The organism is Pseudomonas sp. V88_4 (assembly GCF_029967985.1).
Classification (GTDB): domain Bacteria; phylum Pseudomonadota; class Gammaproteobacteria; order Pseudomonadales; family Pseudomonadaceae; genus Aquipseudomonas; species Aquipseudomonas glycinae.
In genome coordinates this window covers 51,364-73,937 of record NZ_JASCAF010000043.1, presented here as the reverse complement: position 1 = coordinate 73,937, position 22,574 = coordinate 51,364, and the positions used below count along the sequence as shown (strand labels likewise).

17 protein-coding genes are annotated in these 22,574 nt (G+C 62.0%); 10 read left to right on the top strand and 7 right to left on the bottom strand.

Features of this window, described 5'->3' with window-relative positions; genetic code table 11:
* The first annotated feature begins 263 nt into the window (after positions 1-263).
* The 8 genes from lptF to pdxJ all read left to right on the top strand — a co-directional run bounded on the left by lptF (position 264) and on the right by pdxJ (position 8,678).
* Positions 264-1,385 (top strand): LPS export ABC transporter permease LptF, encoded by a 1,122-nt coding sequence (gene lptF, locus QLG12_RS19685; protein ID WP_197869773.1) that lies wholly within the window; start codon positions 264-266, stop codon positions 1,383-1,385.
* Positions 1,378-2,439: an LPS export ABC transporter permease LptG gene (gene lptG, locus QLG12_RS19680; RefSeq protein WP_197869774.1), complete on the top strand. Its 1,062-nt coding sequence runs from the start codon at positions 1,378-1,380 to the stop codon at positions 2,437-2,439. The genes lptF and lptG overlap by 8 nt, the downstream gene beginning before the upstream one ends.
* Before the next feature lie 172 nt (positions 2,440-2,611).
* A complete protein-coding gene (gene lepA, locus QLG12_RS19675) occupies positions 2,612-4,408 on the top strand; it encodes a translation elongation factor 4 (protein ID WP_039769508.1) in 1,797 nt (598 codons plus the stop codon).
* Between the two features lie 9 nt (positions 4,409-4,417).
* Entirely contained in the window at positions 4,418-5,272 is an 855-nt protein-coding gene (lepB, locus tag QLG12_RS19670; RefSeq protein ID WP_064382430.1) for a signal peptidase I, read from the top strand.
* A 182-nt stretch (positions 5,273-5,454) separates the two neighbouring features.
* Positions 5,455-6,144 carry a ribonuclease III gene (rnc, locus tag QLG12_RS19665; RefSeq protein ID WP_011332589.1) on the top strand — a complete coding sequence of 230 codons (690 nt, stop codon included), beginning with the start codon at positions 5,455-5,457 and terminating at the stop codon, positions 6,142-6,144.
* Positions 6,137-7,039 (top strand): GTPase Era, encoded by a 903-nt coding sequence (gene era / locus QLG12_RS19660; RefSeq protein WP_197869775.1) that lies wholly within the window; start codon positions 6,137-6,139, stop codon positions 7,037-7,039. The genes rnc and era overlap by 8 nt, the downstream gene beginning before the upstream one ends.
* A gap of 166 nt (positions 7,040-7,205) precedes the next feature.
* Positions 7,206-7,895 (top strand): DNA repair protein RecO, encoded by a 690-nt coding sequence (gene recO, locus QLG12_RS19655; RefSeq protein ID WP_085654693.1) that lies wholly within the window; start codon positions 7,206-7,208, stop codon positions 7,893-7,895.
* A gap of 39 nt (positions 7,896-7,934) precedes the next feature.
* On the top strand, positions 7,935-8,678 hold the full coding sequence (pdxJ, locus tag QLG12_RS19650) for a pyridoxine 5'-phosphate synthase (protein ID WP_197869776.1): 744 nt from the start codon (positions 7,935-7,937) through the stop codon (positions 8,676-8,678).
* Positions 8,679-8,731: 53 nt separating this feature from the next.
* Here the strand turns inward: pdxJ and mltF are convergent, their stop codons facing one another.
* Positions 8,732-10,192 (bottom strand): membrane-bound lytic murein transglycosylase MltF, encoded by a 1,461-nt coding sequence (gene mltF / locus QLG12_RS19645; protein WP_236193173.1) that lies wholly within the window; start codon positions 10,190-10,192, stop codon positions 8,732-8,734.
* A 285-nt stretch (positions 10,193-10,477) separates the two neighbouring features.
* Between mltF and purL the strand changes: the two genes are divergently transcribed.
* Together purL and QLG12_RS19635 are read left to right on the top strand one after the other, a co-directional pair.
* Positions 10,478-14,374, top strand: a complete 3,897-nt coding sequence (gene purL / locus QLG12_RS19640) for a phosphoribosylformylglycinamidine synthase (RefSeq protein WP_197869778.1) — start codon at positions 10,478-10,480, stop codon at positions 14,372-14,374.
* 5 nt (positions 14,375-14,379) lie between these two features.
* Entirely contained in the window at positions 14,380-14,691 is a 312-nt protein-coding gene (locus tag QLG12_RS19635) for a YqfO family protein (RefSeq protein WP_197869779.1), read from the top strand.
* A 68-nt stretch (positions 14,692-14,759) separates the two neighbouring features.
* On the opposite strand, the gene QLG12_RS19630 is transcribed toward QLG12_RS19635, so the two are convergent.
* The 6 genes from QLG12_RS19630 to QLG12_RS19605 all read right to left on the bottom strand — a co-directional run bounded on the left by QLG12_RS19630 (position 14,760) and on the right by QLG12_RS19605 (position 22,337).
* Entirely contained in the window at positions 14,760-15,011 is a 252-nt protein-coding gene (locus QLG12_RS19630; RefSeq protein ID WP_197869780.1) for an EF-hand domain-containing protein, read from the bottom strand.
* Positions 15,012-15,177: 166 nt separating this feature from the next.
* Positions 15,178-16,893: an N-acetylglucosamine-specific PTS transporter subunit IIBC gene (nagE, locus tag QLG12_RS19625; protein ID WP_282475106.1), complete on the bottom strand. Its 1,716-nt coding sequence runs from the start codon at positions 16,891-16,893 to the stop codon at positions 15,178-15,180.
* 23 nt (positions 16,894-16,916) lie between these two features.
* Positions 16,917-19,430 (bottom strand): phosphoenolpyruvate--protein phosphotransferase, encoded by a 2,514-nt coding sequence (ptsP, locus tag QLG12_RS19620; protein ID WP_282475105.1) that lies wholly within the window; start codon positions 19,428-19,430, stop codon positions 16,917-16,919.
* Between the two features lie 35 nt (positions 19,431-19,465).
* Positions 19,466-20,488, bottom strand: a complete 1,023-nt coding sequence (locus QLG12_RS19615) for an SIS domain-containing protein (protein WP_282475104.1) — start codon at positions 20,486-20,488, stop codon at positions 19,466-19,468.
* The gene (gene nagA, locus QLG12_RS19610; protein WP_282475103.1) at positions 20,469-21,575 is read right to left on the bottom strand and encodes an N-acetylglucosamine-6-phosphate deacetylase; all 1,107 of its coding nucleotides are present in this window, start codon (positions 21,573-21,575) and stop codon (positions 20,469-20,471) included. Before nagA ends, QLG12_RS19615 begins: the two co-directional genes overlap by 20 nt.
* Positions 21,576-21,605: 30 nt before the next feature.
* A complete protein-coding gene (locus QLG12_RS19605) occupies positions 21,606-22,337 on the bottom strand; it encodes a GntR family transcriptional regulator (protein ID WP_085654709.1) in 732 nt (243 codons plus the stop codon).
* Positions 22,338-22,574 lie beyond the last annotated feature (237 nt).

Below are 22,574 nucleotides of genomic sequence, written 5' to 3'. Positions count from 1 at the left end.
GTCCGCCGTCGCCTGCTTATAGAGAGAAGAGGCGCAGGCCAGTGCCTGCGACAGAGGCGGCAGTTTGAACCTCGCTCACCGCGCCTGACAACCCTCGGTTGTACGATCTTCAACCGATTGCACGCTTGCGTGAGTGTGCGCAGTGACAGGCGCCCTCAATCACAGGATAATGCCGCATCTTTTTTCGACGGCTCTGCCTTGCGGGCCCGTCGAGACGTTTGCTTGTTTGGCCGCCTTAGCCTGACAACCCTGGAGTGTCTGGTTTGATCGTCTTCCGTTATCTGTCCCGCGAAGTCCTGTTGACCCTGAGTGCGGTAAGCGCCGTGCTGCTGGTCATCATCATGAGCGGTCGCTTCATCAAATACCTCGCCCAGGCCGCCGCAGGCCAGCTCGATCCGGGATCGCTGTTCCTGATCATGGGCTATCGCCTGCCGGGCTTCATGCAGTTGATCCTGCCGCTGGGGCTGTTCCTCGGGATTCTGCTGGCGTACGGCCGGCTGTACCTCGAAAGCGAGATGACCGTGCTTTCGGCCACCGGCATGAGTCAGCAGCGGTTGTTCCGCATGACCCTGTTTCCGGCCACTCTGGTGGCACTGGTGGTGGCGTGGCTGAGCCTGAGCCTGGCACCGCAAGGCGCCAATCAGTTCCAGCTGCTGCTGAACAAACAGGACGCCCTGACCGAATTCGACACTCTCGAGCCCGGCCGCTTCCAGGCCCTGCGTGACGGTACGCGGGTGACCTACACCGAAACCCTGAGCGACGACCGGGTCAATCTCGGCAGCGTATTCATCTCGCAGAAGAACCTTGGCGCCAACCAGAAGGAACGCGGGATTTCCGTGCTGGTAGCTGAAAAGGGTCGCCAGGAAGTGCGTCCCGACGGCAATCGCTACCTGATTCTGGACAACGGCTACCGTTATGACGGCAGCCCGGGTCAGGCCAACTATCGCGCCATCCACTACGAAACTTACGGCGTGCTGCTGCCCAAGCCCGATGTCAGCGAGGAGGTCACCGACCGTGACGCCATGCCGACCTCGTCCCTGCTCGGCAGCGACGACATTCGCTCGAAAACGGAACTGCAATGGCGCCTGTCGCTGCCGTTGCTGGTGTTCATCGTGACCCTGTTGGCGGTGCCGCTGTCGCGGGTCAATCCGCGCCAGGGGCGTTTCCTCAAGCTGCTGCCGGCGATTCTTCTTTATATGGCTTACCTGACCATCCTGATTGCCGCCCGCGGCGCCCTCGAGAAAGGCAAGATCCCACCGGCGCTCGGCTTGTGGTGGGTGCATGCGATCTTCCTGGTCATCGGTCTCGGCCTGCTGTACTGGGAACCTCTGCGCCTGAAACTGGCCAGCCGTCGCAGCGCAGCGCTGGAGGTGGCCCGTGGTTAAACTCGACCGCTACATCGGCAGCAGCGTGTTCATCGCGATCATCGCGGTGCTGGCGATCATTCTCGGCCTGGCTACCTTGTTTGCGTTCATCGACGAGATGGGCGATGTCAGTGACACCTACACCCTGGTCGATGTCCTGAGTTTCGTGCTCCTGACCGCACCGCGCCGCATGTACGACATGCTGCCGATGGCGGCGCTGATCGGCTGCCTGATCGGCCTCGGCAGTCTGGCGAGCAGCAGTGAGTTGACCGTAATGCGCGCTGCCGGTGTCTCCATCGGGCGCATCGTCTGGGCGGTGATGAAGCCGATGCTGGTGCTGATGCTGGCCGGTGTGCTGATCGGCGAATACGTGGCCCCAGCCACCGAAAGCATGGCCCAGGCCAACCGTTCGCTGGCGCAAGGCAGCGGCGACGCGCAAAGCGCCAAGCACGGCATGTGGCACCGCCAGGGTGACGAGTTCATTCACATCAACTCCGTCCAGCCCAATGGTCGTCTGTATGGTGTGACCCGCTATCACTTCGACAAAGAGCGCCATCTGCTCAGTTCGAGCTTCGCCAAGCGCGCCGAGTTCGACACCGATCACTGGCAACTGACCGACGTGACCACCACCAAATTCCACGAGCGCAGCACCGAAGTGGTCAATACGCCGGTCGAGCGCTGGGATGTCTCGCTGAGCCCACAATTGCTGAGCACTGTAGTGATGGCGCCGGAATCGCTGTCGATCACCGGTCTGTGGGGTTACATCCACTATCTGGCCGATCAGGGGCTGAGCAACGGTCGTTACTGGCTGGCATTTTGGGTCAAGGTGTTGCAGCCGCTGGTGACCGCTGCGCTGGTGCTGATGGCGATTTCCTTTATCTTCGGTCCGCTGCGTTCGGTGACCCTCGGTCAGCGGGTGTTCACCGGTGTGCTGGTGGGCTTCACCTTCCGCATCGTTCAGGATCTGCTGGGCCCATCCAGTCTGGTGTTCGGCTTCTCGCCGCTGTTCGCGGTGCTGGTGCCGGCTGGCGTGTGTGCGCTGGCGGGTGTCTGGCTGTTGCGTCGAGCCGGTTGATGAACCAGGTTTCACCCACGCTTTAGCCTTGAAAACGCCTCGGTCGCCAGACCGGGGCGTTTTTGCATGCAATCCGGGTGACAGGCGAACGTGACGCTTGCGCCGTGTATCAGGTACAATTCCCGGCTATTTTTCGGCGGGCCAAGCCTGCAGCCTTTTTGAGTGTTGATCCGTGAGTGATTTGAGTCATATCCGCAATTTCTCCATCATCGCCCACATTGACCATGGCAAGTCGACGCTGGCTGACCGTTTCATCCAGATGTGCGGCGGCCTGGCCGAGCGTGAAATGGAAGCCCAGGTACTGGATTCCATGGATCTGGAGCGCGAACGCGGGATCACCATCAAGGCCCACAGCGTCACCCTCTATTACAAGGCCAAAGACGGCGTCACCTACCAGCTGAACTTCATTGACACCCCGGGTCACGTCGACTTCACGTACGAAGTCAGCCGTTCCCTGGCGGCCTGTGAAGGTGCGTTGCTGGTGGTCGATGCGGGGCAGGGTGTTGAAGCCCAGTCCGTGGCCAACTGCTACACCGCTATCGAGCAGGGCCTTGAGGTCATGCCGGTACTGAACAAGATCGACCTGCCACAGGCCGAGCCCGATCGCGTCAAGGACGAGATCGAGAAGATCATCGGCATCGACGCCACCGACGCCGTCACCTGCAGCGCCAAGACCGGCCTGGGTGTCGACGAGGTGCTTGAGCGTCTGGTCGCTACCATTCCTGCGCCGACCGGCAACATCGAAGATCCGCTGCAGGCGTTGATCATCGACTCGTGGTTCGACAACTATCTGGGCGTAGTCTCCCTGGTACGCGTGCGTCACGGCCGGGTGAAGAAGGGCGACAAGATCCTGGTGAAGTCCACCGGCAAAGTGCATCTGGTCGACAGTGTTGGCGTATTCAACCCGAAACACACCGCCACCGCTGACCTGAAGGCTGGCGAAGTGGGCTTCATCATCGCCAGCATCAAGGACATTCACGGTGCGCCAGTCGGTGACACCCTGACCCTGAGCTCGACGCCGGACGTTCCGGTGCTGCCAGGTTTCAAACGCATCCAGCCGCAGGTTTACGCCGGTCTGTTCCCGGTCAGCTCCGACGACTTCGAAGACTTCCGCGAAGCGCTGCAGAAACTGACCCTGAACGACTCGTCGCTGCAATACACCCCGGAAAGCTCCGACGCACTGGGCTTCGGCTTCCGTTGTGGCTTCCTCGGCATGCTGCACATGGAGATCATCCAGGAGCGCCTGGAGCGCGAGTACGACCTGGACCTGATCACCACGGCGCCGACGGTAATCTTTGAACTGGTGCTGAAAACCGGTGAAACGATTTACGTCGACAACCCGTCGAAGCTGCCGGACGTCTCGTCGATCGAAGACATGCGCGAGCCAATCGTGCGCGCCAACATCCTGGTACCGCAGGAACACCTGGGCAACGTCATCACCCTGTGCATCGAGAAACGCGGTGTGCAGGTCGACATGCTGTTCCTCGGCAATCAGGTCCAGGTGACCTACGACCTGCCGATGAACGAAGTGGTCCTCGACTTCTTCGACCGTCTGAAATCCACCAGCCGCGGCTATGCTTCGCTGGACTACCATTTCGATCGTTACCAATCGGCTAATCTGGTGAAACTGGACGTGCTGATCAACGGCGACAAGGTCGACGCTCTGGCGCTGATCGTGCACCGTGACAATTCGCACTTCAAAGGTCGCCAGTTGACCGAGAAGATGAAAGAACTGATTCCTCGTCAGATGTTCGACGTGGCCATCCAGGCTGCCATTGGCGGTCAGATCGTCGCCCGGACAACCGTCAAGGCTCTCAGAAAGAACGTATTGGCCAAGTGCTACGGCGGCGACGTCAGCCGTAAGAAAAAACTGCTTGAGAAGCAGAAGGCCGGTAAGAAACGCATGAAACAGGTCGGCAACGTGGAAATCCCGCAAGAAGCCTTCCTCGCCGTGCTCAGGTTGGAATAGTCAGGTCCTATGTCACTAAATTTCCCGCTGTTGCTGGTCATTGCCGTGTTCGTCTGCGGTCTGTTGGCGTTGCTCGATCTGTTGATCCTGGCACCGCGTCGGCGTGCTGCCATCGCGTCCTATCAGGGCAGCGTCAGCCAGCCTGACGTGGTGGTGGTCGAGAAGCTGAACAAGGAACCGCTGCTGGTCGAGTACGGCAAGTCGTTCTTCCCGGTGCTGTTCATCGTGCTGGTGCTGCGTTCGTTCCTGGTGGAACCGTTCCAGATTCCGTCCGGCTCGATGAAACCGACTCTGGACGTCGGCGACTTCATTCTGGTGAACAAGTTTTCCTACGGGATCCGTTTGCCGGTGATCGACAAGAAGATCATCGAAGTCGGTGACCCGCAGCGCGGCGATGTGATGGTGTTCCGTTACCCGAGCGACCCGAACGTCAACTACATCAAGCGTGTGGTCGGCCTGCCGGGCGATACGGTGAGGTACACCGCCGACAAGCGCCTGTTCGTCAACGGCGAGTCGATTGCCGAACAACTGGTCGGCTCCGAGCCGGGCACGCTCGGCAGCGCGGAGCTCTACAAGGAAAAACTCGGCGCCGCCGAGCACCTGATCCGCAAGGAAATGAGCCGCTACCGCGCCACGCCGGACCATACCTGGACCGTGCCGGCCGGGCACTATTTCATGATGGGCGACAATCGCGACAACTCGAACGACAGTCGCTACTGGGATGATCCGAACATTCCCAAGGATCTGCTGGGCATGGTTCCCGACCAGAACATTGTCGGCAAGGCCTTCGCGGTCTGGATGAGCTGGCCGGAACCGAAACTCAGCCACCTGCCGAACTTCTCGCGGGTCGGCCTGATCAAGTAAACAAACACGGCGCTGTTGACCACAGCGCCGAATGCATTTCTGGCGTCGGCACAACCGGCTCCGGGGCATGAAGCCACGATATTCAGGACGTCATTTTTGAACACAGCGTTAATTGTCCCAGGCCTGCGCCGTATCCCGGCGATGGCAGTGGAATCCAGCCACGAACTCAGCGTGGGTAAACCGTGAGCGTTTCTCTAAGCCGTCTCGAGCGTCAGCTCGGTTACACCTTCAAGGACCAGGAACTGATGGTCCTGGCCCTTACGCACCGCAGCTTTGCCGGACGCAACAACGAGCGTCTGGAATTCCTCGGCGATGCGATCCTCAATTTTGTGGCCGGCGAAGCCTTGTTCGACCGTTTTCCGCTGGCTCGCGAAGGCCAGTTGTCGCGTCTGCGCGCACGGCTGGTAAAAGGTGAGACGCTGGCGGTGCTGGCCCGCGGTTTCGATCTGGGCGATTACCTGCGTCTGGGGTCCGGCGAATTGAAGAGCGGCGGTTTCCGTCGTGAGTCGATCCTGGCCGACGCCCTTGAAGCACTGATCGGTGCGATCTACCTCGACGCCGGCATGGAAGTCGCCCGCGAACGCGTACTGGCCTGGCTGGCCGGCGAGTTCGAAGGCCTGACGCTGGTCGATACCAACAAGGATCCGAAGACCCGCCTGCAGGAATTCCTGCAATCGCGCGGCTGCGAACTGCCGCGTTATGAAGTGGTGGACATCCAGGGCGAGCCGCACTGCCGTACCTTCTTCGTCGAGTGCGAAGTTGTCCTATTGAATGAAAAAAGCCGGGGTCAGGGTGTGAGCCGTCGCATTGCCGAACAGGTAGCGGCCGCCGCAGCACTGATTGCCCTGGGTGTGGAGAATGGCAATGACTGATACAACCGCAACGCGCTGTGGCTATGTTGCCATCGTCGGCCGTCCCAACGTGGGCAAGTCCACGCTGTTGAACCACATCCTCGGCCAGAAGCTGGCGATCACTTCGCGCAAGCCGCAGACAACTCGTCACAACATGCTCGGGATCAAGACCGAGGGCGATGTGCAGGCGATCTACGTCGACACCCCCGGCATGCACAAGGGTGGTGAAAAGGCCCTGAACCGCTACATGAACAAGACTGCTTCGGCGGCGTTGAAAGACGTCGACGTGGTGATCTTCGTGGTCGATCGCACCAAGTGGACCGAAGAAGACCAGATGGTGCTGGAGCGCGTGCAGTACGTGACCGGCCCGCTGATCGTCGCGCTGAACAAGACTGACCGCATCGAAGACAAGGCCGAGCTGATGCCGCACCTGTCGTGGTTGCAGGAACAGCTGCCGAACGCGCAGATCATTCCAATCTCGGCGCAGCAGGGGCATAACCTCGACGCGCTGGAAAAGGTTATCGCCGATCATCTGCCGGAGAACGATCACTTCTTCCCGGAAGACCAGATCACCGACCGCAGCAGCCGCTTCCTCGCCGCCGAACTGGTGCGCGAGAAGATCATGCGCCAGCTCGGCGCCGAGCTGCCGTACCAGATCACCGTGGAAATCGAAGAGTTCAAGCAGCAGGGTGCGACGCTGCACATCCATGCGCTGATCCTCGTCGAGCGTGACGGCCAGAAGAAAATCATCATTGGCGACAAGGGCGAGCGCATCAAGCGCATCGGCACCGAGGCGCGCAAGGACATGGAGCTGCTGTTCGACTCCAAGATCATGCTCAACCTGTGGGTCAAGGTGAAGGGCGGCTGGTCCGACGACGAGCGTGCGCTGCGTTCGCTGGGTTACGGCGACCTGTAAGAAATCCGGTTCCAGCCAAAAAGAGAACCCTGTGGGAGCGGGCTTGCCCGCGATGAGGATGTAATGTTCGGCAGAGATGTTGAATGTGAATCCGCCATCGCGGGCAAGCCCGCTCCCACATTTGGTTTATGTTGATCTCAAGCCTGCATTCCTCCAGCGAGACACCATGTCCTCAACCCCACCTCCCGCCCAACCCGCCTACGTCCTCCATTCACGCGCCTACCGCGAAACCAGCGCGCTGGTGGACTTCCTCACGCCGCAAGGTCGGCTGCGGGCGGTGTTGCGCAGTGCGCGGGGCAAGGCCGGGACGCTGGCGCGGCCATTCGTGCCGCTGGAAGTGGAGTTTCGCGGCAAGGGTGAGTTGAAGAATGTCGGGCGAATGGAAAGCGTCGGCAACGCGACCTGGATGGTCGGCGAGGCGCTGTTCAGCGGCCTGTATCTCAATGAGCTGCTGATTCGCCTGTTGCCCGCCGAAGACCCGCATCCTGCGGTGTTCGATCATTACGCTGCCACGTTGCTGGCATTGGCCGAGGGGCGGCCACTGGAGCCGCTGCTGCGTTCCTTCGAATGGCGGCTGCTCGACGATCTCGGTTACGGTTTTTCCCTGAATACCGATATCAACGAGGATCCCATCGCTGCGGATGGCCTCTACCGTTTGCAGGTGGATGCCGGGCTCGAGCGGGTCTACCTGTTGCAACCCGGTCTGTTCAACGGCACCGAACTGCTGGCCATGGCCGAAGCCGACTGGTCGGCTCCCGGCGCGTTGTCCGCCGCCAAGCGACTGATGCGCCAAGCCTTGGCGGTGCATCTGGGCGGTCGTCCCCTCGTCAGTCGAGAGCTGTTTCGCAAGCCCTGATATGCTGTGCGCCGAATCTTTCCCTTCAGGAGCGCATCCGTGACCACCAGCAATCGCATTCTTCTTGGCGTGAACATCGACCACGTCGCCACCCTGCGTCAGGCCCGTGGTACGCGCTATCCGGATCCGGTCAAGGCTGCGCTGGACGCGGAAGAGGCGGGCGCCGACGGCATCACCGTGCACCTGCGCGAGGACCGTCGGCACATTCAGGAACGCGACGTGCTGCTGCTCAAGGATGTGCTGCAGACCCGCATGAACTTCGAAATGGGCGTCACCGAAGAAATGATGGCGTTCGCCGAGCGCATTCGTCCGGCGCACATCTGTCTGGTGCCGGAAACCCGTCAGGAACTGACCACCGAAGGCGGTCTGGATGTGGCGGGGCAGGAGGAGCGAATCAGAGCGGCGGTCGAACGTCTGTCGAAGATCGGCAGCGAAGTGTCGCTGTTCATCGACGCCGACGAGCGGCAGATTGCTGCGTCGAAGCGCGTCGGCGCACCGGCCATCGAATTGCACACCGGGCGTTACGCCGATGCCGAAACGCCGAGCGAAGTGGCGCAAGAGCTCAAGCGTGTGGCGGACGGCGTGGCCTTCGGTCTGGCTCAGGGCCTGATCGTCAATGCCGGCCATGGCCTGCACTATCACAACGTCGAGGCGGTTGCCGCGATCAAGGGGATCAATGAGCTGAACATCGGTCATGCGCTGGTGGCGCATGCGTTGTTCGTAGGTTTCAAGTCGGCGGTGTCGGAGATGAAGACGCTGATTCTGGCGGCTGCCAAACACTAAGTATCAACATCCTGTGGGAGCAAACTTGCTCCCACATTTGTTTTGGGGATGGGTTAAAGCGGGGCGGGCTCTTGAGCGGGTTTCGACTTGTCGATCCCCGGCACATGCAGGTTGCCCTCGGCCACCTGATCGCCTTCAAGCTGCGGCTGGGTCACCCAGGTCAGGATGTCGTAGTAGCGACGGATGTTCGCCACGAAATGCACCGGTTCGCCGCCCCTGGCATAGCCGTAGCGGGTCTTGCTGTACCACTGCTTCTGCGACAGGCGCGGCAACATCTTCTTCACGTCCAGCCACTTGTCCGGGTTCAAGCCTTCCTTGGCCGCCAGTTTGCGCGCGTCATCCAGATGACCGCTGCCGACGTTGTAGGCCGCCAGGGCGAACCAGGTGCGATCCGGTTCCTGGATCGACTCGTCGAGCTGATCCTTCATGTAGGCCAGGTACTTGGCGCCGCCCATGATGCTTTGCTTCGGATCGAGGCGGTTGGACACGCCCATGGCCTGGGCGGTGTTCTGGGTCAGCATCATCAGCCCGCGCACGCCGGTCTTCGACGTCACCGCCGGTTGCCACAGCGACTCCTGATAGCCGATGGCCGCCAGCAGGCGCCAGTCGACTTTCTCTTTCTTGGCGTAGGTCTTGAAGTGCTGTTCATATTTGGGCAGTCGCTGCTGCAAGTGCTGGGCGAAGGTGGTGGCGCCCATGTAGCCAAGAACGTCGACGTGGCCGTAGTAGCGGTCCTTCAGGCGTTGCAGGGTGCCGTTCTTCTGCACCTTGTCCAGGTAACTGTTGATCTCGTTGAGCAGGCTGTTGTCTTCGCCGGCGGCCACGGCCCAGCTCTGGCTGCGGGCGTCGCCGAGGTCGAAGGCGACGCGGATGTTGGTGAAGTACACCTGGTTCATCGCCACTTCGTTGGAATCGACCAGGGTCAGATCGATCTGGCCTTCATCGACCATGCGCAGCAGGTCGACCACTTCAACGGCGTCGGACTCCTCGTACTGGATGCCAGGGTATTTCTGTTTCAGCTCCGCCAGTTGTTCGGCATGGGTGCTGCCCTTGAGCACCATGATCTTTTTGCCCACCAGATCGCCGGCGTCGGTGGGGCGCGACTGGCCGTTGCGATAGATGACCTGCGGGGTGACTTCGAGGTAGGAGCGCGAGAAGCGCACCTGCTTCTTGCGCTGTTCACTGCTGACCAGGCCGGCGGCCGCCAGTACCGGACCGTTCGGCTTGCCGACCTGATTGAACAAGTCGTCGAGGTTGTCGGCGGTTTCGATCTTCAGCTCGACCCCCAAATCGTCGGCGAAACGCTTCACCAGCTCGTATTCGAAGCCGGTTTCACCGCTGCGATCCTGAAAGTAGGTGGCGGGGCTGTTTCGGGTGACCACCCGCAGCACGCCATCCTCCTTTACGCGCTCGAGTGTGTTGGGTTTATCAACACAGCCACTGAGCATCAGGAAGAGTCCGGTAGCGATCAGCCACTTGGCGTACCGCGGACGCAAAGCCGTTGGGGAAAACATGTGCGCAGTATACGCAAAGGACAACGGGCGCCATATCTCGACAGTGGCGGGGTTGTCTGCTAGGCATCACAAAACCGCGCGAAACCCCGCAGAAACGGGCCCGAAAGGCATTTTGTGACATAAAAAATAACCCGCGTTCCAGCACCCCACAAATTTGACCCTCAAGGCAGGAACACCACTCGACATCCGGGTGCAACCGTGCGTAGCGTTTCGGGTGATGTTGAGGGCGGTTTAGGCTAGAATGCACGGCCTCAAAGCACACCCCTTCCCGAGGCTGTCCCGAAGATGTTGATCCTGCGCGGCGCTCCTGCCCTTTCTGCCTTTCGCCACAGCAAACTCCTTGAGCAACTGAGCCAGAAGGTTCCGGCTGTCAGTGGCTTGTATGCTGAATTCGCTCACTTCGCCGAAGTCACCGGCGTCCTGACCGGCGACGAACAGCAGGTGCTTGCGCGCCTTCTGAAGTACGGTCCAAGCGTTCCGGTTCAAGAGCCGACCGGTCGTCTGTTCCTGGTGTTGCCGCGTTTCGGCACCATCTCGCCATGGTCGAGCAAGGCCAGCGACATCGCCCGCAACTGCGGCCTGAGCAAGATCCAGCGTCTGGAGCGCGGCATCGCGTTCTACGTCGCCGGCCAGTTCAGCGAAACCGAAGCGCAACTGATTGCAGACATACTGCATGACCGCATGACCCAGATCGTTCTGGCCAACCTCGAGCAGGCCGCCGGTCTGTTCAGCCACGCCGAACCGAAGCCGCTGACTGCCATCGACATTCTCGGCGGCGGTCGCGCCGCGCTGGAAAAAGCCAACGTCGAACTGGGCCTGGCCCTGGCCGAAGACGAGATCGATTACCTGGTCAACGCCTTCAACGGTCTCAAGCGCAACCCCCACGACATCGAACTGATGATGTTCGCCCAGGCCAACTCCGAGCACTGCCGCCACAAGATCTTCAACGCCAGTTGGGATATTGACGGCGAGAGCCAGGAAAAAAGCCTGTTCGGCATGATCAAGAACACCTATCAGATGCACAGCGAAGGCGTGCTGTCCGCTTACAAGGACAACGCTTCGGTGATCGTCGGCAACGTCGCCGGCCGCTTCTTCCCGGATCCGGAAACCCGCCAGTACGGTGCGGTGCAGGAGCCGGTGCACATCCTGATGAAGGTTGAAACCCACAACCACCCGACCGCGATCGCTCCGTTCCCGGGCGCGTCCACCGGTTCCGGTGGCGAGATCCGCGACGAAGGTGCAACCGGTCGTGGCGCCAAGCCGAAAGCCGGCCTGACCGGTTTCACCGTGTCGAACCTGCAGATCCCTGGCTTCGAACAGCCGTGGGAAGTGCCGTACGGCAAGCCTGAGCGCATCGTCAACGCGCTGGACATCATGATCGAAGGCCCGCTGGGCGGCGCCGCGTTCAACAACGAATTCGGTCGTCCGGCCCTGACCGGCTACTTCCGTACCTTCGAACAATCGATCACCACCCCGCACGGCGACGAAGTTCGCGGTTACCACAAGCCGATCATGCTCGCTGGCGGCATGGGCAACATCCGTGAAGAACACGTCAAGAAAGGCGAGATCGTTGTCGGCTCCAAGCTGATCGTCCTCGGCGGCCCGGCGATGCTGATCGGTCTGGGTGGCGGTGCTGCTTCCTCCATGGCCACCGGCACCAGCTCGGCGGATCTGGACTTCGCTTCGGTTCAGCGTGAAAACCCTGAAATGGAGCGTCGCTGCCAGGAAGTCATCGACCGTTGCTGGCAGCTGGGTGACAAGAACCCGATCAGCTTCATCCACGACGTGGGGGCGGGCGGTCTGTCCAACGCCTTCCCGGAACTGGTCAACGACGGCGACCGCGGTGGCCGTTTCGAACTGCGCAACATTCCAAACGACGAGCCGGGCATGGCCCCGCACGAAATCTGGTCCAACGAATCCCAGGAACGTTACGTTCTGGCAGTCGGCCCGGCCGACTTCGAGCGCTTCAAGGCGATCTGCGAACGTGAGCGTTGCCCGTTTGCCGTTGTCGGTGAAGCCACTTCCGAACCACAACTGACCGTGACCGACAGCCACTTCGGCAACAACCCGGTGGACATGCCACTGGAAGTGTTGCTGGGCAAGGCCCCGCGCATGCACCGTTCGGTGGTTCGCGAAGCCGAGCTGGGCGATGACTTCGATCCGTCGAACCTCGACATCGGCGAAAGCATCGAACGCGTCCTGCACCACCCGGCCGTGGCGAGCAAAAGCTTCCTGATCACCATCGGCGACCGCACCATCACCGGCCTCGTGGCCCGTGACCAGATGGTCGGCCCCTGGCAGGTTCCGGTGGCCGACGTGGCCGTCACCGCCACCAGCTTCGACGTCTACACCGGTGAAGCGATGGCGATGGGCGAGCGCACTCCGCTGGCGCTGCTGGACGCTCCGGCGTCGGGCCGCATGGCCATCGGCGAAACCATCACCAACATTGCCGCCTCGCGCATCAACAAGCTCTCCGACATCAAACTGTCGGCGAACTGGATGTCCGCTGCCGGCCACCCGGGCGAAGACGCGCGTCTGTACGACACCGTGAAAGCGGTCGGCATGGAACTGTGCCCCGAGCTGGGCATCACCATCCCGGTCGGCAAGGACTCGATGTCCATGGCCACCCGTTGGAACGACAACGGCGAAGACAAGACCGTCACCTCGCCAATGTCCCTGATCGTGACCGGTTTCGCGCCAGTGGCTGACATCCGTCAGACCCTGACCCCGGAACTGCGCATGGACAAGGGCACCACCGACCTGATCCTGATCGACCTCGGTCGCGGCCAGAACCGCATGGGCGCCTCGATCCTCGCGCAGGTTCACGGCAAGCTCGGCAAGCAGGCGCCGGACGTCGACGACGCCGAAGACCTGAAAGCCTTCTTCGCAGTGATCCAGGGCCTCAACGCCGACGGCCACCTGCTGGCCTACCACGACCGTTCCGACGGCGGTCTGCTGACCTCCGTGGTGGAAATGGCCTTCGCCGGCCACTGCGGTCTGAGCCTGAACCTGGACAGCGTTGCTGAATCCTCGGCGGAAATCGCCGCCATCCTGTTCAACGAAGAACTGGGTGCCGTTATCCAGGTTCGCCAGGACGCCACCCCGGACATCCTCGCCCAATTCAGCGCTGCCGGTCTGGGCGACTGCGTTTCGGTGATCGGTCAGCCGATCAACAATGGCCAGATCAACATCACCTTCAACGGTGACACCGTGTTCGAAGGCCAGCGTCGTCTGCTGCAACGTCAATGGGCCGAGACCAGCTACCAGATCCAGCGTCTGCGCGACAACGCCGACTGCGCCGAGCAAGAGTTCGATGCGCTGCTGGAAGAAGACAACCCGGGCCTGAGCGTCAAACTGAGCTACGACGTCAACCAGGACATCGCCGCGCCTTACATCAAGAAAGGCATCCGCCCACAGGTCGCCGTACTGCGTGAGCAGGGCGTCAACGGTCAGGTGGAGATGGCGGCTGCGTTCGATCGCGCCGGTTTCAACGCGATCGACGTGCACATGAGCGACATTCTGGCCGGCCGCGTCGACCTGAACGAGTTCAAGGGTCTGGTGGCCTGCGGTGGTTTCTCCTACGGCGACGTTCTCGGCGCCGGTGAAGGCTGGGCCAAGTCCGCACTGTTCAACAGCCGTGCCCGCGATGCGTTCCAGGGTTTCTTCGAGCGTAACGACAGCTTCACCCTCGGCGTGTGCAACGGTTGCCAGATGATGTCCAACCTGCACGAGCTGATCCCGGGCAGCGAGTTCTGGCCGCACTTCGTGCGCAACCGCTCCGAGCAGTTCGAAGCGCGCGTGGCGATGGTTCAGGTTCAGGAATCGAACTCGATCTTCCTGCAGGGCATGGCCGGTTCGCGCATGCCGATCGCCATCGCTCACGGTGAAGGCCATGCCGAATTCGAAAGCGAAGAGGCACTGCTCGAAGCCGATCTGTCCGGTTGCGTGGCGATGCGTTTCGTCGACAACCACGGCAAGGTCACCGAAGCCTACCCGGCCAACCCGAACGGTTCGCCGCGCGGGATCACCGGCCTCACCAGCCGCGACGGTCGCGTGACGATCATGATGCCGCACCCGGAGCGCGTGTTCCGCGCCGTGCAGAACTCGTGGCGTTCGGAAGACTGGAACGAAGACGCTCCCTGGATGCGTATGTTCCGTAATGCTCGTGTGTGGGTGAACTAAGCGCTGTGTACAAGCTCGCTTTTTTTGTTCCCGACAGTCATGTCGAGGTGGTCAAGGAGGCTGTATTCGCTGCCGGTGGTGGGCGGATCGGTGACTATGACCACTGTGCCTGGCAGGTGCTTGGATCTGGTCAGTTTCGGCCTTTGGACGGGAGTCAGCCGTTCATGGGTGAGGCGGGGCAGGTTGAGCGGGTCGAGGAGTGGAAGGTTGAGCTTGTTGTGGGTGATGAGTTGATTCGTGGGGTGGTGGCGGCTTTGAAGGCTAGCCATCCTTACGAGACACCGGCTTATGAGGTTTGGCGGTTGGAGGATTTTTGATTCGGCAGCCGCAAGAAAAAACCGCTGACCTTGACGGGGCAGCGGTTTTTTTTTGCTCAGTATCCGGACTACAGATCTTTGACATAGTCGGCAAGAAACTCCGTCCAGCTGATTTTGCCATCGGCGTTGGGGTTCACTTCTTTCATCAGGGCATCGAGGTCTTCTGGCGTCAGAAAGCGCTCCAGGGCTTTTCGAAATTCGGTGGTACTCAATGTGCCGTCACCGTTGGTGTCGTAACGTTCGAAGTCTTTCCTCGCGCGCTCCAGTTGTGCTGCAGTCAACTGCGCTTCAAGCGATTTGGTTTTGGCTGACTTTCCCATGGCTACCTCGTCCTGTTTCGTTTCAATGATGAATCGAGAAGGCGACGGCTACGTTCAAAGTACTGCCCTTCCGGGGTGAAACTAAATGCAGGTGGATTGACCGTCAACTGTCAGACCTGACAGTTGACGGCACATGCATTTTTGGGAATGTGGGGGCGGCTACCGTTCAGACCTTCGCACTCACCTCACTCCGATTAACCAACCCCTCAAGCGCCGCACTCAGACTCTGCGCCCGATCCCCCACCAGCAAGTGCCACACGCCATCTTCCAGCGCGCTCACGCCCAAACATCCAAGTTCTTTCAATCGGCTTTCCGACAGCGCTTTGCCATCGGCCAGTTGCAGGCGGATCCGGCTCATGGCGATGCAGTCGAGTTGCAGCACGTTGTCGCTGCCGCCCACGGCGGTCAGCCATTGTTGGGCCTGGGGTGCGGAGACTGCGACAGGCTCGCTGGTTTCGACGACGGCGACAGGAGTAGACGCTGCGGCTCGACCCAATGCGGGCATCGCCAGGCGGATTTCGTCGGCAATGCTGTCGGCCATCGGCCCGACGACTACCTGCAGACTGCCGCCCTTGCCCGGACGTACCACGGCCATTGCGCCCAGTGCTTTCAAGTCCGCATCGGAGGCTTTGTTGCGATCGACCATTTCCAGTCGCAGCCGCGTGGTGCATGCGCCGACGGTGAGCAGATTTTCCGCGCCGCCGAGTGCCTTGATGTACGCGCCGGCGCGCTCGTTTTCTGTCAGCACGGATTTCTCGGCAGTGGCGACGTCTTCACGTCCCGGGGTTTTCAGATTGAAACGGCGGATACAGAAGTCGAACACCGCGTAATAGATGACGGCATAAACCAGTCCCACCGGCACCACCAGCCAGCCGTTGGTCGAGCGTCCCCAGCCCAGCACCATGTCGATGAAGCCGCCGGAGAAGGTGAAGCCCAAGTGGATGTTCAGTGCGTTGGTGATTGCCATCGACAACCCGGTCAGCAGCGCGTGCAGCAAAAACAGCAGCGGTGCGAGGAACATGAAGGCGAATTCGATCGGTTCGGTGACGCCGGTGAGGAATGCGGTCAGGGCCATCGACAGGAAGATCCCGCCCATGACTTTGCGGCGCTCCGGCAGGGCGTTGCGGTACATCGCCAGGCAGGCGGCGGGGAGGCCGAAGATCATGACCGGGAACATGCCGGTCATGAACTGCCCGCCCTTCGGGTCGCCGGCGAAGTAGCGGGACAGGTCACCGGTCACCAGCGCGCCAGTGGTCGGGTCGGTGAAGTTGCCGAACACGAACCACGCCATGTTGTTGAGGATGTGGTGCAGGCCGGTGACGATCAGCAGGCGGTTGAACACGCCGAACACGAAGGCGCCGAAGCTGCCGCTTTCCATCAGCAGGGTGCCGAAGCTGTTGATGCCATGCTGGATCGGCGGCCAGATGTAGCCGAACAGCACGCCCAGGCCGACCGCGCTGAAACCGGTGACGATGGGCACGAAGCGCCGGCCACCGAAGAATGCCAGGTACTCCGGCAGCTTGATGTCCTTGAAGCGGTTGTACAGCGCACCCGCCATCAGGCCGCTGACGATCCCGGCGAGCATGCCCATGTTGATGCTCGCGTCGAGCACCTTGAGGGTTGAGATCATCACCAGGTAACCGATCACCCCGGCGAGGCCGGCGGTGCCGTTGTTGTCCCGGGCGAAGCCGACGGCGATGCCGATGGCGAAGATCATCGCCAGGTTGGCGAAGATCACCTGACCGGCGTCGTGGATGATCGCGATGTTCAGCAGGTCAGTGTCGCCCAGGCGCAGCAGCAGGCCGGCGATCGGCAGGATCGCGATCGGCAGCATCAGCGCGCGGCCGAGGCGTTGCAGGCCTTCGATGAAGAGTTGGTACATGGCGTTTGTCCTTGTTGTTTTTGTTAGCGCAGAGGCCAATGTTGATGACAGGCATGACGCACCGCGGCGGCGCTGCTCAGCTTGAGCAGGTCGCGGGCGAGGCGTTGGCATTCGGCTTCGTGCAACTGGCGCACGCGGTCCTTGATTTCGCCGATCTGTACCGGGCTCACCGACAACTCGGTCACGCCCAGGCCGATCAGCACCGGCGTCGCCAGCGGATCGGAAGCCAGGGCGCCGCACACGCCGACCCAGCGTTTATGTACCGCCGCGCCTTCGCAGGTCATGGCGATCAGTCGCAGCAGCGCCGGGTGCAAGGCATCGACCCGTGCGGCGAGGCCGGCGTGATCGCGGTCCATGGCCAGGGTGTATTGCGACAGGTCGTTGGTGCCGATGGACAGGAAGTCGGCGTGCTCGGCCAGTTGTTCAGCCTGCAATGCAGCGGCCGGGACTTCGATCATCACGCCGATTTCCGGACGTTGATTGATGCCCAGTTCCAGGCACAGCGCATCGACCCGCTGGCGGATGTGCAGCAGTTCGTCGACCTCGGTGACCATCGGCAGCAGGATCCGGCAGCGCTGCAGCGGGCTGACTTGCAGCAGGGCGCGCAGTTGCTGGTCGAGGATTTCCGGGCGGGCCTGGGCCAGGCGAATGCCGCGCAGGCCGAGCACCGGGTTGGCTTCCACGGGCAGCGGCAGATAGTCGAGTTGTTTGTCGCCACCGACGTCGATGGTGCGGATGATCACCGATTTTTCGCCCATGGCATCGATCACGCCTTGATAAGCGGCGCGTTGTTCTTCGACGTCCGGCGCAGTGTGGCGATCGACGAACAGAAACTCGGTGCGCAGCAGGCCGACGCCGTCAGCGCCGTTGGCAAACGCATCCGCCGCTTCATGGCTGGAGGCGACGTTGGCGACCACTTCGATGGCCACGCCGTTGCGGGTTTCGGCCGGCAGATGGGCCTGGGCTTGCTGGGCATCGCGCCGTTGTTGGCGGTCGATCTGCGCCTGGCGGACTTCGGCCAGACGCTCGGCATTCGGCGTCAGTTCGAGGCGACCGCTGTCGGCATCGAGGACCACCGATTGGCCTTGCGTCTGATCGAGCAGCGCCGAACCCAGTGCGACCATGCACGGCAGGCCTTTGCCCCGGGCCAGAATCGCCACGTGGGACGTTGCGCCCCCTTCGGCCATGCACAATCCGGCGACGCCTTGCGCGCTCAGTTGCAGCAAATCCGAAGGCGTCAGTTCGTGAGCGGCGACGATGGCGCCGGCCGGCACGTCGTAATGCCAGGCTTCGCCGAGCAGGGCGCGCAGTACCCGTTGCTTGAGGTCACGCAGATCGTTGGCGCGCTCGGCCAGCAGGGGGCTGCCGGTGTTTTGCAGCACTTGGCATTGCGCGTCGATGGACTGGCTCCAGGCGTGGGTCGCCGCCGTGCCGGTTTCTATCGATTGCCGGGCGGCGTCGAGCAGGGCCGGGTCTTCCAGCAAGGCCAGATGCGCGGCGAAGATGGCTTCTTCTTCGACATTGCGCTGTTTTTTCGCCTGGGCGAGGGTGCCGTCGATTTCGCTGCGGACCTGATCCAGCGCCGTGTCGAGAATCTGCAATTGCTGCTCGGGCTGATGATTGCCGTTGTCCGCCGGCAGGCTGATCGCGTTCAGGCGAAACAGCGGCCCGCCAACCAGACCCGGTGCGGCGCACACACCGTGCAACACGCCGGCCTCGGCCGGACGATTGCGTGGAGTGGCGGCTAGCGGTGCAGCGGCGTGATGATCCTCCGGCAGGGCGGTGGCCAGTGCGGTGAGCAAGGCTTGCAACGCAGCCTGTGCGTCCGGCCCCTGGCAACTGACCTGCACTTCGTCCTGTTCGCCAATCGCCAGACCCATCAAACCGATGAGGCTGTTGCAAGGTGCCGATTTGCCGGCGAAATGCAGCTGCGACCGGCTTTTGAACCCTTGCGCGGTCTGGCGGATCAACGCCGCCGGGCGCGCATGCAGACCGCCGCGATGGGCGACCTGCACGTGACCGTGAACTTGCGGGCCGCCGAGTTCTTCTGTGTTCGCCGCTGCGCTATGACGAGCGACGATGTGCAGCAGCGGCTCGCCCACCTTCACCGTTTTCAGGGTGATGGGGCGCGCCTGGAAATCCTGGCTGTTGGTCAGGATCAGCAGGCTGACCAGGCTTTTGCACTGGCGGCCGACCTTGTCCAGGTCATAGCGCAGCAGCGGCTGGCCATTGCTGACCCGCGCGCCTTCCTTGACCAGCATCGAGAACCCTTCGCCCTGCAACTCCACCGTGTCCAGACCGAGGTGGAGCAACAGCTCGGCGCCGTTGTCGGCGCGCACCGTCAGTGCATGGCCGGTGCGGGCGACGTGGATCACCACCCCGGCGCAGGGCGAATACAGGGTGTCGTTCAGCGGATCGATGGCAATGCCGTCGCCCATCGCGCCGCTGGCGAACACCGCGTCCGGGACTTTGGCGAGCGTGAGCACCGGGCCGCTGAGCGGGGCGCTTAAAGTCAGCTCTTTATTGTTGTTGTGCATGGCTCGGTCTCATCAGGAAAACGTTCGGTTCGGACTCAGTGCGTACGAGTGACTTTGCTCAGGTGTCGCGGCTGATCCGGGTCCATGCCACGGGCCACGGCCAGACCAGCCGCCATCACGTAGAAACTCTGGATCGCCAGGATCGGATCGAGGGCCGGGTGCTCGGCACGGCTGAGGGTCAGGTCGCGTTCGCTGACGTCATCCGGCGCGGCCAGCAGCACGCGGGCACCGCGCTGACGCATTTCGGCTGCCAGGCTCAGCAGGCCGGCTTGTTCGGCACCGCGTGGGGCGAACACCAGCAATGGGTAGTGTTCGTCGATCAGGGCCATCGGGCCGTGGCGGACTTCGGCGCTGCTGAAGGCTTCGGCCTGGATCGCCGAGGTTTCCTTGAATTTCAGTGCGGCTTCCTGGGCGATGGCAAAACCGGCGCCACGGCCGATCACCATCAACCGCTCGCAATCGCGCAGGGCGTCGATGGCCGGGCTCCAGTCCTGTTGCGCAGCTTCGCGCAGGCCTTCGGGTAGGGCGTTGTGCGCTTCCAGCAATTCGCTGTCTTCTTTCCAGTGCGCGATCAGACGGGCGCTGGCGCTGAGGGTGGCGATGAAACTCTTGGTCGCGGCGACGCTGCTTTCGGTGCCGGCCAGCAACGGCAGGCTGAATTCGCACGCAGCTTCCAGCGGCGAATCGGCGGCGTTGACCATCGACACGCTCAGGGCGCCGCGCTTGCGCAGCAGGCGCAGGCTGTTGACCAGATCCGGGCTCTGCCCCGACTGCGAGAAGGCGAACGCGACCTGACCGCTGACCTTCAACGGCGCCTGTTGCATGGTCACCACCGACATCGGCAACGACGCCACCGGTACGCCGAGTTGCTGCATGGTCAGGTAGGCAAAGTAACTCGCGGCATGGTCGGAGCTGCCACGGGCAACGGTCATCGCCACTTGCGGCGGCTGACGGCGCAGGCGCCCGGCGATCTCGATCATTGAGCCATCGAGCTGTTGCAGTTGGGCTTGCACGGCCTCGAACGAGGACAGCGCCTCCTCAAGCATTTTTGAAGTCAATGTCTTCTCCTTCGACCATGACGGCGGTCAGTGTGAGTGAGCGATCCAGCCGCACGCAGTCGGCCCAGGCGCCGGGTTGCAGGCGCCCGCGTTCGGTGATGCCGAGGTAGTCGGCGGGGAATTGCGAAAGACGTTGCGAGGCCTCGGCGATCGGCAGACCGATCTTCACCAGGTTGCGCAGGGCCTGATCCATGGTCAGGGTGCTGCCGGCCAGGGTGCCGTCGGGCAGGCGCACGCCGCCCAGGCATTTGGTGACGGTGTGGCTGCCGAGCTTGTATTCGCCGTCGGGCATGCCGGCGGCGGCGGTCGAGTCGGTGACGCAATACAGGCACGGGATCGAGCGCAGAGCCACGCGGATCGCGCCGGGGTGTACGTGCAGCAAGTCCGGAATCAGTTCCGCGAATTTGGCGTGGGCCAGTGCTGCACCGACGATGCCCGGCTCGCGGTGATGCAGCGGGCTCATGGCGTTGTACAAATGCGTGAAGCTGGTGGCGCCGGCTTCGAGGGCGGCGACGCCTTCCTCGTAACTGCCGAGGGTGTGGCCGATCTGCATGCGGATGCCACGGCTGCTCAACTCACGAATCAAACCGTCATGGCCGGCGATTTCCGGCGCGATGGTGATCACCCGGATCGGCGCCAGTGCCAGATAGTCTTCAACTTCGGCCATCAACGCGGTGTGGGCAAAGTTCGGCTGGGCGCCGAGTTTGCCGGGATTGATGTACGGACCTTCGAGGTGCACGCCGAGGACTCGGGCAGCACCTTTCGGACGCTGCTCGCAGAACTCGCCGACCTCCTTGAGCACGCTGGCAATCTCGGCACTCGGCGCGGTCATGGTGGTGGCCAGCAGCGAGGTGGTGCCGAAGCGCACGTGGGTCTTGGTGATGGTCTCGAAGGCGCTGGCGCCTTCCATGATGTCCTTGCCGCCACCGCCGTGAACGTGCAGGTCGATGAAACCCGGCAGCAGGTAAGGCAGGTCGTTGTCCGCCGGATCGCAAGGCACGCCTTCGATCGACACGACTCTGCCGTGTTCGTGGATCAGCCGGCCGCGAATCCAGCCGTCAGCGGTGAGGATGTTGTCTTCGGACATTTCGCTTCTCTCGTTTGGCCTGGCTGCTGATCAGCGGCGAAGCTCTGCAACAAAGTCGTAGTAGTCGTTGCGGCAATAGGTGTCGGTGACTTCGATCGGCGTGTTGTCTTCCAGGTAGCCGACCCGGGTCATCAGCAGCATCGCGGTGCCGGGGGCGATGCCGACGAGTGCGGCGAACTCGTCCGAGGCGTTGATCGCCTGGATGTGCTGCAAGGCGCGCACGATCGGTTTGCCGATGCTGTCGAGGTGTTCGTAGAGGGAGTCGCCCACCACCTGTGGCTTGGGCATGATCGAGGCGGGCAGGGTGCTCATCTCGATGGCCATCACGGTGTCGTCGGCCTTGCGCAGGCGTTTCATGCGCGCGACTTTGTCGTTCGGCGACAGGCCGAGGCGGATCAGTTCTTCGTGGGTCGGCAGGGTGATTTCCCGCTCCAGCCATTGCGAGCCGGGCACGAAGCCCTTGAGGCGCAGCATCTCGCTGAAGCCCGACAGGCGCGACAGCGGTTGTTCGAGGCGTGGAGTGATGAAGGTGCCGGAACCTTGCAGGCGGCGGATCAAACCTTGATCGAGCAGGACTTCCAGCGCTTTGCGCGCGGTGACCCGGGAAATCCCCAGCATCTCGCTGAGATTGCGCTCCGAGGGCATCGCCTGTTCGGCTTTCCACTGGCCGGCATGGATCGCCGCTTCCAGGTTGCGCGCCAGTTGCAGGTACAGCGGCGTTGGCTGGGAGTCGTCAGGGCGCAGGGCGTGGAGATCGTTCATGCAGGCACTTCCGGAGCTGATATTGGAATGTTGTCGCTCGCTGTTTCGGCGAAAACTAATACCACTTGCATACCATGTCAACGCGTCGGAAATGCCTGTAGGCCAATGGCTCAGAAGGTTTCAAGGTGGGTGGTTTCAAGTGGTATTAGAGGTGCGCTGTAAAACGCAAAAAATCGCAGTCTGCGGCAGTTCTGGCGAGTGAAAGTGGTATCACCGTTCAGACGTTGCCGCAGGCGG